This window comes from Collinsella sp. TF09-1AT, from assembly GCF_003436895.1.
GTDB lineage: Bacteria > Actinomycetota > Coriobacteriia > Coriobacteriales > Coriobacteriaceae > Collinsella.
This window is the reverse complement of the sequence record NZ_QSRC01000012.1, coordinates 1-13,294: the sequence shown is the minus strand read 5'-3', so window position 1 is coordinate 13,294 and position 13,294 is coordinate 1. Positions and strand designations below refer to the sequence as shown.

Here is a 13,294-nt window from a genome sequence, read left to right as displayed (position 1 = left end):
ATCAAACCTCCTGTTGAACGGTACTATTAGTTTCTGATCGAAATCTTTAAATTTGGAGTTTTGCCGTAAACAACGGACCCGGCGGGCACATCCTCGTCCCTTACAACGGCGCCCTCTCCTATCAGGCAGCCGTCGCCAATATGGGAATTACCCAGCACCTTACTGCCAGCGCACATCTGCACATCACGCCCGATAACCGGGTAAACCTCGTTAAGGTTGCCGACCGTACAACCCTGCGTGAACGAGAATCCCTCTCCGTAGGTAGCGCGCCCCATAAAGGAACCAGTCGGATGGTCAAAAGTAAAGGTTTCAGGCATGTCCACCTCGTAATACAGGTCGCAACCAGAAACCGTTTTCATTTGGCCATAAATCTTGTCGCATACAACACGTGCAGCCTCAGGATTATCCTTTTCCTCACGGAAAATGGTATTAGCCGTCAGGTATAGGAACAGCATCCACTGACAAGTATGCAGAGGATCGAAGTAAGCCTCACGTTCCCCTGCCGCGTTGAGATTCCAATAATACTTATTATCGTTAGCGGAGATGTTGCGCTCTAACCTCTCGAGCGTTCGCTCCATATGCTTGGTAATCAGGCGCTCGTCATCAATTGACTTAAAAAAGTTATTACTGATTTGATTGAGCAGCATGTCTTTGACGTCACGCAACGGGAACCTATAAATCATCTTGCCCTCCTTTAGATGTGGCGGATGCCGTCGAGTTCTTCACGTACATACTCGGCGGTCATGATTTTCTTTACGGTGCCCTCAACATCCAGCCGGTTGGTATTGTGGGACGTATAGGCCTCGTCGGTCATGGTTCTCACCTCTCCGGTGGCCTGCTTGTTGTCATAGTTCAGGCCACGGATATCGGCTGCCACGCGATAATAGCCACCCATATCTTCTGCACGCAGGCGCTCTTCACGAGTCATGAGCGTCTCAAACAGTTTCTCTCCGTGTCGCGGGCCGATGATGCTTGTACCCGTATCGCCAAACAGCCGCTGAACCGCCTTCGCAAGATCGCCAATAGTGCTTGCATCTGCCTTCTGAATGAAAAGGTCACCCGGGTTGGCGTGCTCAAATGCAAACTTAACAAGGTCAACTGCTTCATCAAGATTCATCAGGAACCGTGTCATGCTCGGATCCGTAATGGTGATGGGATTACCAGCGTGAATCTGCTCAATAAAGAGTGGGATAACGGAGCCGCGAGAGCACATAACGTTACCGTAACGAGTGCAGCACACCACCGTGTCGCCTTTTTCTGCAGCCCTACGAGCATTGGCGAAGATAACGCTTTCCATAAGGGCTTTGGACTTTCCCATGGCGTTAATAGGGTACGCCGCTTTATCTGTTGAGAGGCAAACCACTCGCTTAACACCCGCATCCGACGCAGCATGAAGGACGTTATCTGTGCCCATGATGTTGGTGCGAACGGCCTCCATCGGGAAAAACTCACAAGAAGGAACTTGCTTAAGAGCTGCCGCGTGGAAGATGTAGTCTACGCCATGCATGGCATCGCGAACAGATTGAATGTTACGCACATCGCCGATATGAAATTTTACTTTAGCGAAATGATCCGGATAGCGAGCCTGAAGCTCATGGCGCATGTCGTCCTGTTTTTTCTCATCGCGAGAGAAAATACGAATTTCACCCACGTCTGAGGTCAGGAAATGCTTGAGGACGGTATTACCAAAGGATCCCGTTCCTCCCGTAATCATCAGAGTAGAACCATTGAATGTTGACATTAGATTAGTTGCCTTTCTATCAAAAAATCCTTAATGTGTGACTTATGCAAAGGGTTTAACCTCAGCGCTTCCTCGAGGCAAAACCGCGCATGAGCGATGTCGCCTCGGACAGCTCTTTGAACTTGAAAAGCTTCGCCCCTCCCAAGTAGATAGCGGTGAAGACGATGCACTGGAGAAGCAGCTGGGGTACGTATGCCAGTTTCAGGAACTGAACCAAGAGTGCCGCTGTGGAAGAGACAATTGAGAGGGCAAAAACAGGCAGCGTGTCCCTCACCTGTGAAAGCGCTGAATAGCCATGTATGCGTTGAGCTGGCGCCATATCAATAAATAGAATTGATAGGATGCCAACCGCAAAGTTTGCGATGGCGGTAGCGTAAATATCGTGTGTTAAGGCAGCCGTTGCCCAGATGACTGCACCGCCACCTAAAACCTTCACCATCTGAAGGCGTAAATACAAGGAACTGTCACCAAGCGCCATATACGCACGAAGATTCACAAGCTGCATCATTAAAAACGCATTCGAGATACAGGTGAGCTGGAAAATGGGCACGCAACTAAGCCATTTCTCAGTCAGAAGTATTGCGATAATTGGTTCTGCAACTACGGCAACAAGAAGTGACATAGGTGCTACGAGAAAGGTACCCAAAGAAAGGCCGCGCTTAATGGCCGATTGCAGCTCCTTCTTATCGCTTTTTATTGCAGAAAACATCGGGAATAAGACATTGGCAATTGAATTGGACATAACGCCGATTGCTGCCGTGGGGTATTTACGTCCCTGGCTATATAGGCCAAGCTCTCTGGCGGAGCAGGCGCGTCCAATGATTAGCTCAGAGATACCGGAGTAGAATACATTTAGAATCCCCGTTATGCAGATTTTCCAACCATATCCGAACAGCGATTTCGCTTGACCGGTATCGAACACAAAAGCGGGTTTCCAACGAATCTGTACCCACATGACGACACAGATTAAGATGCTTTGCATCAGCGACTGAGCAACCAGTGACCAAACCCCGAATCCAAGGAAAGCAAGTCCAATCCCGCTTACGCCCGAGGCGAGTGCGGCAACCGTTGTGGCTGCGAAGATGCTCTTGAAGTCCATGCTACGTTCAAGATAGGAACGCTGAATCGAGTTAGCTGAGTTGAATAATACAATAACGCCGAGAACGCGCAGGTAAATGGCAAGTTCGGGCATGCTGTAGAATGCGGAAATAGCAGGAGCGGAGAGGTACACCATAGCATAGAGAACGGTAGCCAGCCCTAGGCTCAGCCACCAAGCCGTTGAGTAGGATCTCTCGTCGGAATCTCTATTCTGAATTAATGCCATCCCCAGACCGCTCTGGGCGATAGAGTCTGATATCTGGGTCACAACCAGCAGAATAGCGAGTACTCCGAACGCCTCAGGAGCCAGCAGCCTTGCCAAAACAATCTGAACAATAAGCTGAATTACCTTTGATCCGCCTTGTTCCATAAAAGACCATACAAAGGATTTAATATTACTTGACGTCTTAACAGCCATAGACCTCGCCGCCTAATAACTTTAATTCACGGCCAATAATGTCAAGCGCGTCTTCAAGTTCATTAATTGTTTTAGGGGCAATCACTCGATATTTATTAGTGTATCGATCAAGAATGTCTTCGTACGATTCTTCAGAGTTATTGTCAAACCCATCATTTACCAACCGATGGGTGAATATGACAAAAGGTTCTTTGTCGAACATGATCTTAGGAGTCAAAAGCGCAGTTGAGCCCGCGCCGATAAGAGCAGTATGCTCGTCATAGATACCAAGCATCCAACTCGCTTCCCAAAAATCACGCTGCTGGTCAATATCGAAGGAATCCGGCACATCAGAAAAGTCCAGCTTTCTAGGATGCGGTCGAAACTGAGCGTGTAGACCTGAGATTGAAATAGCCGCAAGAACCTCATGCTCGTTTTTCTTATAAGCGTCTGAGCAGAAATCGGGCATTGATAGCATCACGATTTCCGGTCGAGGCGAATCTTTATTCGCTATCTTGAATACCTCGGCTACGTATTTGTGAACGCTTGGATTTGAGCAGTCTAGACTACGTATTTGAACGTTTTTAAAGTGTGCGGCATCTCTTTCGCTTGGGTTGAAGAGGTAAATCGAATCCACTCCAAATATGCCACGAGAGGGTGCAATAGTTCGAAAGATACGCTTAAAGAAAGACTTAACTCTTTCGCGCCTACAATAAGTAATATCGCTCTCATTTAAAATATCATCAAACAGAGAAAAGGTTTTAGCTATAGCCGCGTTGTGTGAACCCGAGCCATCATCAATTAAGGAAGCCTTGCCATTTGATTCAAGGCAAAATCTTTTGGCATCGCGCGTTAGCTGATTAGGTCCAGCAAAATAGAGCCTTTGGTAGCCACTTCTTTTTTGCATATAACTTAAGATGCGGGAGAACCTGGCTTTTTGTTCTGAAGCGGTCTCCAAAATTGCTGAGAGCCCGCTTGCGCCATCTTCTTCATATTGAGGGCTTACGAGAATAACCTCATTAAATAGCTTAGTGTTATTAATTCTCGAAGCAATTTGATCGGCCCCGGCAAACCGTCCGTTAATAATGAGTGTTTTATAAACAACGCAATCATATCCATCAAAAGCAATGCAAACGGAGCTTAAAACTTGTAAAAGACTTTCGGCTACATATAGTTCAGAGTCCATATTCTCCCAATCATTCAATTTTAGATTTATTTACAGGACGACTGGTCAAAAAGAAAACAAGGACAAGCGCTACAACAGCAAGGAAGCCTCTATTTTCAGAGAGATAAAAGTGGCGTGGTAGCTCAAGCAGCAACAAAACGATATAGGGATATACAATTTGCCCGCTCCATGATCCCCTTAAGAACTCCTCGTAGAATTTGCCGATTAGGTAACCAAAAATTGGGTAGATGGTTAAGCCAAACCAGGAAAAATCACTCCAATATGTCAGCAAGCCGCCTTGGTTGGTAAACTCAGGGTTACTAAATATGGCTAACATAGAGTGGTATAGGGAATCTATATTTGGATTTGAGATGGCACTATAAACAGTATCCATACCAGGCAATGACCAAAACCAAAGGAAAGACCAGTACGGAATCCAGGAAATTTCACCCTTGGCGAAAAACATTGCCTCATTATTAATCGCAGTTGTGTAATATCCCGTGAGTCTTGTGATGACGAACTCTGGGAAAGAATCCATAAGCAGGACATAATGTCTCAGCCAACTTCGAGAATACTCAAATATTCCAAATGTAATTGCCAGACCAAGCACAGCGAATAAAGGAATTAGATTCATCAAAGTGGTCTTTTTACGATTTGAAAGCGCAACCCATGAGATACCAAAAGGAACCAACAACTCGATAATAGCCAAACGTTCAGAGTTAATAAGTGATCGTAAAACCGCTAGGACAATTAAGAGCGCCGCCTGAAATACTGCTCGCCTTGACTTTTTGTCGTCAGAGGATTTAATGACAATGGGCAATAAAGCCATCGCGACGACGCCGAATTCAGTAAAAGTTGTAATTCCAGAAATAGAACCGCTTTCACCTCGATAAACACCCACATTGGCAGATAGCGACTGGGGTGAAAATAGACTCACCAGTGCGGAAAAACCATAAATCCTTGTGAAATTTCCAATCCAAATCAAATCAGCAAGCAGGGTGATAGCGACAACAATATCGCAGGCAACATATACGCGGTCAGAAACGACCTCTCTTTTTGAACCGACTTTACGCAATGCAGATTGACGATAACCTTGTCTACCACAAAAAATGCCAAAGGCCATCAGTATCAAAATTAAACCAGCAAGCAAAACATATTCAAGGTTAACGAACTTTTGCTCAGAGTAGAGCGTGAGATAGGATTCGTTGGTAGTAAAGAATGCAAAGAGCACGAGAATGGCTGTAACCCCAAGCAGGGCGTATGGGTTTAGCCACCAAATACTTCTAATCTTCATAGTTATCACGAACGTTTTCCATCGCGTCCAGTAATAAAGTTGCTGTATTCAACCACGAATACTTTAGAAGTAATTGTTCGATTTGATCATGTCGGCCAACCAAACGATTTTTTATGTTGCTCTCAGGTTTATATGGATCAATATATGTAACAGCTTCGCCGTAAATGTTGTGCATGCAAGGACTGTCGCTTACTAAAACACAATCGGCTCCCGAAGCCATGGCCTCCATTGGAGGAATGCCAAAACCCTCATAGAAAGTCGGGAACAGAAAACCCTTGCATCCTCCCATAAGTGCCTTCGCTTCACCATCGCTTACATAACCCAGGTACTTAACATTGGTTGCTGTCGGAATGTCATGATCGCCGAAAATCTTTGAATTGACCCCTCCTGCAATTACAACAATTTCATCAGGATTAAGTAGAGCCGTCTCTACAAGCCATCGCAGATTTTTATTGGGGGCAAGGGAACTCATAGCGAACCAATATCCACCTTTGGTCAACCTATACTTCTCTAGAATTTCAGGAGCTTCTTCAACCTTATTGACATGTTGCCAAGCGTTTGGCGCAACAACAATCTTCCCCCTTGCCTGGGGATAGAACTTTTCGATCTCTGATTTAGAAAACGCGGAGACAGTAAGAATCTTCTTTGCTCGACGAGTCAACTGCGAATAAAGAAAACGGTACCACAGTAGAAATTTACGACTGTAATTGACTTCGTTAGCCCTGACAGCCATATCATGAATGCACACGACGCCAGGATTAAAAATCGGCGCAGTATTGCATAAATTGATACCCAATAATTTATGTTTATATATATAACGGGCGAGATCAATTTGTTCCCAGGCGTGCCCGCTATGTCTGCCATACTTGCGAAGTACAATATTGTCGGTAACTTCCCAATCAATTGGTTCTTGATCTTCTGGAAGTAAAAGGATAGCCTCACCGTTATTTAGCAGACTATCAAGCTCGCGTACAATCTCTCTGGCATAGCGATCGACTCCGGTAATCTGACGGGTCAAAAACCGACCATTAATACAATAAAGAGGCTTTGTCAACATTGGGTGGGCGGCTTCCTATCGAAAGATTCACGGGATTCTTTAAGCATAGAGTTACAAAAGTCGGTGATTTCCTTTTTAAACCTCTCCCTTGAGAACTGCTCCGCGCGGGCGCGGCAAGTTGCCGCGCTAAAACTAAGAGACTCAAACTTCTCGATACATTCTTTTAGGGCATCAGCACTTTGTTCAAAAAAGAACAGACCGGTCTCGCCGTCTACCACAGTCTCGAGAGCGCCGCCTTCTCCATATGCAAGGACAGGAGTTCCCCCAGCCATTGCCTCCAAAGGAGTGAGCCCGAAATCCTCGATGCCAGGAAAGAGAAACGCTTTCGCATGCGAGTAGTAATCGATAAGTTGTTCATCCGAAACGCGCCCAACAAACTCGACATTCGGTCCAGCCATAGCGCGCAGCTTCTCTTCCTCCTCGCCACCAGAGCCGGCGACGATGAGCCTTCGACCCATCTTATTACATGCTTCGATAGCGATATCTATTCGCTTGTAGCTGACGAAACGAGAGAGTACAAAGTAATACTCCCCGCGTTCCTCAGAAACCTTGCCCTCTGGGAGGCTGATTCCGGGATGGATAGTTGTAGATTTACGGCGGTAAAACTTGGAGATGCGTTTACCAACGTAGTCGGAATTCGATATAAAGCTGTCAACGCGTTGCGCTGCCTGGAAATCCCACATCCGGACACTATGAATCATCGAAGGCATAAACGCGCGCTTGATTGCAGAAGCTCCGTCAAGATAGTCATAGTACAAATCCCATACATAGCGAATGGGCGAATGGCAGTAACAAACATGAATGGCATCCGGGCGTGTAATGATGCCCTTGCAACAGCCTGCGCACGAGCTGACGACTAAGTCGTACTCGGTTAAATCAAGAGCCTCCCACGCTTTAGGCATGAAGGACAGCAGAAGTTTATGATGTGTTTTACCGCCGGGCCAATGCTGAATATAGGTAGTGCGAATATCTATACCATGCGTCCAGGACGGAGCTTTTTCTTCGTTGAAGACGAGAGTATAAATAGGGGCATCAGGCCATATTTCATGAAAGCACTTAAGAACCTGCTCTCCACCGCCCTCGCCAACAAGCCAATCATGAACAAGCGCAACCTTTGGCTGTTTATGCTTAGTTCTCAATCTAATCCTTCCAGAAATCGTTAAAGCAGACGGTGTCTTCCTTTACAAGCGTTTCGCCATGCTGCACTTCGATAACGTGAAGATCACTGCCGAGCGCACGAGCGGAATGCATGGTCGAGGCGGGAATTTGAACGACAGAGCCAGCGCCAACTTTCTGTGTGACGTTATCCAAAACAACCTCTCCAGAACCAGAGACAACAGTCCAAACCTCGTCACGGTGTGAATGCAGTTGATACTCAAGCTGTTCGCCGTTTAACAGAATTAATTCTTTTATTAAGGCTTTCAACCCATCAGGAAACACGCTGCTGTCCATGACGCGGTACTCGCCCCAGGAGCGCTGCTCGTACATTGGGCGGCTCTCGGCGACGGCGTTAACCTCGGCCTTGATGTTCGCAGACGCCTCCTTGCCGGACACGAGGATGCCGTCGGGCGTCGCCACGACAACTGAATCAGAGATGCCCGCGACGACCATCGGGAAACCGGTCTCATTGATCACGTGGACGTTCTCGCACGTTTTTGAATCGACAACGACGCGACCGGAGGTGAACTCGGCCATCTCGTCGGTCAGCGTGTTCCAGGTGCCCAGGTCCTTCCACTCGCCCGCGTAGGAGACCGCGCCGATGGAAGACGCCCTCTCCACGACCTCATAGTCGAAGGAGTTCTTGGGCAGCTCGGAATAGCGCGAGCGGAACTCCTCGAAAGTCCCGCACTCCAGGTACTTGGCGGTGAGGCCGGTGAGCCAGCCGAGCCTGAACGCGAACACGCCGCAGTTCCAGAGGGCCCCCTGGGAGATGAGTTCCCGTGCGGTCCCCTCGTCGGGCTTCTCGGTGAAGCGCTCGACCCTGCGGGGCCAGGCCTCCCCCGCCGCGGGCACGATGTAGCCGTACTTGCCGCTGGGGTAGGTGGGCTCCACGCCCATGAGGACCAGCTCGGCGAAATCGGACTGGACGGCCTCGTCGAGCCTCACGACGCTGTCGTAGTAGGCCTGGTCGGCATAGCTGTCGATGGGCATGACGATGACGGTGTCGCCCTCGCCGGCGCCCCGCTCGAGCGCGAGGTTCGCACAGGCGAGCATGATCGCCGGGGCGGTGTCGCGGCGCTCGGGCTCGAGCACCAGCGCGTAGTCGCCCTCAACCTGGCGGCGTATGGACTCCTCCTGGCTCGCGCAGGTGGCGATGGTGATGTCGATGTCCGCGTCGACGGATCCGATCTGGCCGAAGACACGCTGGACCATGGAGACGTGGTTGCCGTCCGCGTCGCGCAGGACCTTGAGGAACTGCTTTGAGCGGGTGCTGTTGGAGAGCGGCCACAGGCGCGTGCCCGAGCCGCCGGAGAGCAGGACGAGGTGGATCATTATCGGGTTCCTCCCAGGATCGACTCGGCGTCCGCGACCAGCGCGGCGAGCTTGGCCTCGGACTCGGCGCGGTCGACACCCTTGGCGAACACATAGGCCTTGGCCTTGGGCTCCGTGCCGCTGGGACGGAACAGGACTCGCGATCCGTCCATAAGCCTGAACTCGAGGACGTCCGCCTCGGGAAGGCGCTGGGGCTTATCGGTCGGGTTGACGACGGGCATCGGCGCGCCCTGGGAGTAGTCGGTGCGCTGCGTGACGGCGGTGCCGCCGATATTCTCCGGAGCGTGCTCTCGGAGGCCTGACATCATCGCGGCCATGTCGGACGCGCCCTCGGGGCCCTCGTATGCCTGGCCGAGAAGGGCGCTCGACCAGAAGCCATATGTCTCGTAGAGGCGCTCCATGGCCTCGTAGAGGTCCAGACCCAGCTTCTTCCAATGGGCAGCGAGCTCGCAGATGAGCATGGAGGCGACCACGGCGTCCTTGTCGCGCACGGACGTGCCGGCGAGGTAGCCGTAGGACTCCTCGAAGCCCATGAGGAAATCGCCCTCGCGGCCCTCCGACTCCAGAACGCCGACCTGCTCGCCGATGAACTTGAACCCGGTGAGCGTGCGGCGCAGTTCGAGGCCGCGTGCGCGAGCGATATCGTCTGCCATGGGCGCGGACACGATGGTTGTGCAGGCGACCTCGCGGGACATGTCGGCGCCGGACCCGCTCGCCTTGGACGCGAGGAAGTCGAGCAGGAGCAGGCCCACCTCGTTGCCTGTGAGCAGCTTGTACTCCCCGGCATGCGGGACCGCGATGCCCACTCTGTCGGTGTCCGGGTCGGTCGCCAGCAGCAGGTCGGGTTTGACCCTGTCGCAGTACTCGAGCCCGAGCTTCAGCGCCTCGCGCACCTCGGGGTTGGGGTACGGGCAGGTCGGGAAGTCGCCGTCGTGCACGCACTGCTCGTCGACAGTCGCGACCTCGGCCACGCCAATTCCCTCGAGGACGCGGGACACGCACTCCAGGCCGACGCCGTGGAGTGGAGTGTAGACGATGCGGAGCGCCGAGCAGTCCTCGCCCGTGGAGACCTCGAGCGTATCCTCTATGTAACGGTCAAGAACTCTCTCGGGAACCCACTGCACCAGTCCCTTTTCCAGGGCCCCATCGAACGTCATCGCTTTTACGCCATCGAAGCAGTCGATGGGATCGATGGCCGCCTGGATGGCCTCAGCCGCCTCGACAGTGATCTGGCAACCGTCGGCGCCATAGACCTTGTAGCCGTTGTACGCGGCAGGGTTGTGCGATGCAGTGATGTTAATACCGGCAGTGCAGCCAAGTTCTCGGACAGCAAAACTCAACGCCGGCGTAGGCTCAACGCGCTCAAACAAGTATGAGCTAATTCCATTACCAGCGAGTACCTCTGCGACTCGGCGTACAAAATCCCCCGAACCGTGGCGCGTATCGCGGCAGAGAACAACAGTAGGCTTTGCGAAATGATCCTTCAGATAGTCAGAAAGGCCCTGCGTAGCCTTGCCGACCGTATAAGCATTCATGCGGTTAGGACCCATTCCGACCTTGCCTCGAAGTCCACCCGTGCCGAATGCGAGATTGCGGTAGAAAGCGTCCTCAACAACATTACAATTCATGCTGTCAATGATTTCATGCTCAGATTCGTTAACCATCGCAAGCCATTGCAAATAACTGCTCTTTATATCTTGACTCATGAGTCCAGAAGCTCCATGTACCTTCATTTGCCCCTCCTCATCGCTTTAAAAGATTTAAAGAAGACACGGGCATCCAGCCCGAATGATTGGTGGCGCACGTAGAACAGCTCTCGCGCCTGCCTCTGACCGCTTTCCCAAGTGGAGTCGTTGCGGTCAGTTGCCGCCCACCAACCAGTGATACCGGGTTTACAGGAAAGAACCTCATCGCGAGCGTCGCCGTACTCAAAGGTCTCCTCGAACGTCACTGGTCGAGGACCAATGACGGAGAGATCGCCAGCAAGGACATTCAGAAATTGGGGCAACTCGTCCAAGGACGTCCTACGAAGAAATTTTCCGACACGCGTGACACGCGGATCATCGTCGACCTTCTGTTCACGCTTCCACTGGACCAGCTGCTTGGCTGACATGTATTTTTCTGGATGCTCGTGGGCATCCGAGACCATTGTGCGAAGCTTAAAAATATATATAGGTTTACCATTCTTGCCGACACGTTCTTGGCGGAAGAATGGCTTACCGGGAGAGTCGATCTCAATGGCTACGCAAGCTGCTACAACCGGAACAGCAAGCACAATGCAGACACCTGCAGAAAAAACAATATCGAAGGCGCGCTTGGCGGCGAGATAGCCTGGCCCACCCTTCTTGGGAGCGGCACTTGAAGGGTCTGGCTTAGGAGCTTTATAGGTTCCTATTACAACGAAACCCTGCGCAGGTGCAGGGTTATCGACAGGAAGCGGAAACTCAGTTGCATGTTCTATTTTATCCGACACGTTCTCTTCCAACACTTCGTCCCCAGATCGGGGATCCTTCCTGATCTACACAGCGATTGCCTGCAGCTAGGCGATCGCCTTTTTAAGGTTTCGCATTACGCGCTGCTCGGCCGAAAGCACGGCAAGGCCAACGCGCGTAGTTACGCGTCGGCCGCACAGGTTGAGCTCCAAATAAGCAGTGCTCTTGCGTCTGTTGATGGATTTGATAAGGCCTTCGTGGCCCAACAGCGGACCAGCCGTCACTATGACCTGGTCGCCGTCTTTTAAGGCCTCGCTCATGGGCACTACGCGGTCTCCCCTATGCGTAAATCCGCCAATAAGCTGAACCTCTTCTTTTGCCAGCGGCACAAACTGACCGTCCTGGGTAAGCACCCGGGCAAAGTCGTCCATGCGTAGCAGATACTGTTGCACGGTGCGGGGTTCTGCCGTATCGCAGATAAGATAACCGGGAAAGAGCGGCTTGGTCGTATTGACCCATTCGCCGTGTACTTTGATCTCGGTTTGATATTGGGGATAAAAGAGCTCCTGCATGGCGCCCGCTGGCACCACGCGCTCTATGCGCTCGCGCATTACGTCTTCGCGACCGTTAATGACCTGAATCACATACCACACGAGCACCACCCCCTTGCTGTCTTACGTGTGGCTCACGGGGTTTGGGTATGGCTTCGCCAGGGCGCTTGTGCGCGAAGGCGCTCCATATTCAAACCCTGAGCCCAGTCAGACAAGCACGTGGCTCTGCCCCACCGTGAACGGTATGTATAGATGCAGCTGCTAGAGACTCGGACGTGTATCGCAAAATGACCGCATCCCCAGCTGGCTGCGTGCGAGCCAGTCAAGCGGGTACAAAAACTGGACCGCGCGCAAACAGCTGTAGAACTGCTGTGGTTCGCCGTAACAACTCATTGCACTGACTCAAGCGAACTTATAAATATCCGCAAAAGCAAGTGAAAAAAGTGCATGGCAATCGATATTGGAGCTCGTGGTGTTTCTGGCACCGCCGTTACGGCCGGATGCTGATCGACCCCGTGCTATGTGGCCTGTTAGAGCCGTGAGCACAGCTGAACTCATGTAACGTTATGTCTCCTAGCACAAGCTGATAGTGAAACTGATTTGGGTTGTGTCGGACAACATATGCGACAAATCCGTGCTTGGGGGGGTTGATTGCCTAAGTTGTTCACGTTGACGCAGGTTAATGGGGGTGCTGCAACGGGCGCCCGAGTAAATGCAGGCAAACCTCGGCTTTAATACGCAAAAGGATTTACGTGGTGCTTACGAATAATGTACAAAACTGGGAAATTAATTGCACAACATTTTGCGGGCGTGTGGGCATGGGCGTTGCATTGCGAAGATGCTCATCGCACACTAGGCACGCCCGGCTACAGATTAAACGCATTTTGAGGCGGCTTGTTGGACAACTTTAGGGGTGTAGTTGTCGCAAAATTTGCGACAACTACTGCAGACGGCAAACTTGAACAGGAAAGCAATTTACAAATATTTGCAAAAATGCAGTTCAGGCCGTTAAAAATCATATTCAAATCAAAACCACCCCTAAAAGGGGTGGTTTGCTCTTAGGGTA

General features: G+C 51.0%; 11 protein-coding genes. All 11 read right to left on the bottom strand.

Annotated features, from left to right (window positions below; genetic code table 11):
• Window positions 1–26: 26 nt before the first annotated feature.
• The 11 genes from DXC90_RS09090 to loaP all read right to left on the bottom strand — a co-directional run bounded on the left by DXC90_RS09090 (window position 27) and on the right by loaP (window position 12,336).
• Window positions 27–683, bottom strand: a complete 657-nt coding sequence (locus DXC90_RS09090) for a hypothetical protein (protein WP_199406668.1) — start codon at window positions 681–683, stop codon at window positions 27–29.
• Between the two features lie 11 nt (window positions 684–694).
• Entirely contained in the window at window positions 695–1,741 is a 1,047-nt protein-coding gene (locus tag DXC90_RS09085) for a polysaccharide biosynthesis protein (protein WP_117735697.1), read from the bottom strand.
• Between the two features lie 61 nt (window positions 1,742–1,802).
• Entirely contained in the window at window positions 1,803–3,257 is a 1,455-nt protein-coding gene (locus DXC90_RS09080) for a lipopolysaccharide biosynthesis protein (RefSeq protein ID WP_117735696.1), read from the bottom strand.
• Entirely contained in the window at window positions 3,247–4,422 is a 1,176-nt protein-coding gene (locus DXC90_RS09075) for a hypothetical protein (protein ID WP_117735695.1), read from the bottom strand. The genes DXC90_RS09080 and DXC90_RS09075 overlap by 11 nt, the downstream gene beginning before the upstream one ends.
• A 10-nt stretch (window positions 4,423–4,432) precedes the next feature.
• Window positions 4,433–5,704 carry a hypothetical protein gene (locus tag DXC90_RS09070; RefSeq protein ID WP_147326626.1) on the bottom strand — a complete coding sequence of 424 codons (1,272 nt, stop codon included), beginning with the start codon at window positions 5,702–5,704 and terminating at the stop codon, window positions 4,433–4,435.
• Window positions 5,685–6,713: a glycosyltransferase family 1 protein gene (locus DXC90_RS09065; protein ID WP_158550261.1), complete on the bottom strand. Its 1,029-nt coding sequence runs from the start codon at window positions 6,711–6,713 to the stop codon at window positions 5,685–5,687. The genes DXC90_RS09070 and DXC90_RS09065 overlap by 20 nt, the downstream gene beginning before the upstream one ends.
• Window positions 6,714–6,745: 32 nt before the next feature.
• Window positions 6,746–7,891, bottom strand: a complete 1,146-nt coding sequence (locus DXC90_RS09060; protein ID WP_117735692.1) for a glycosyltransferase — start codon at window positions 7,889–7,891, stop codon at window positions 6,746–6,748.
• A gap of 1 nt (window position 7,892) precedes the next feature.
• The gene (locus DXC90_RS09055; protein ID WP_117735691.1) at window positions 7,893–9,245 is read right to left on the bottom strand and encodes a sugar phosphate nucleotidyltransferase; all 1,353 of its coding nucleotides are present in this window, start codon (window positions 9,243–9,245) and stop codon (window positions 7,893–7,895) included.
• Window positions 9,245–10,909, bottom strand: coding sequence for a phospho-sugar mutase (locus DXC90_RS09050; protein WP_255413376.1), 1,665 nt, complete (start codon window positions 10,907–10,909; stop codon window positions 9,245–9,247). The genes DXC90_RS09055 and DXC90_RS09050 overlap by 1 nt, the downstream gene beginning before the upstream one ends.
• 65 nt (window positions 10,910–10,974) lie before the next feature.
• Complete coding sequence (locus DXC90_RS09045; protein WP_233502272.1) at window positions 10,975–11,730, bottom strand: sugar transferase; 756 nt, start codon at window positions 11,728–11,730, stop codon at window positions 10,975–10,977.
• A 54-nt stretch (window positions 11,731–11,784) separates the two neighbouring features.
• Window positions 11,785–12,336 (bottom strand): antiterminator LoaP, encoded by a 552-nt coding sequence (gene loaP, locus DXC90_RS09040; RefSeq protein ID WP_233502271.1) that lies wholly within the window; start codon window positions 12,334–12,336, stop codon window positions 11,785–11,787.
• Window positions 12,337–13,294: the final 958 nt, after the last annotated feature.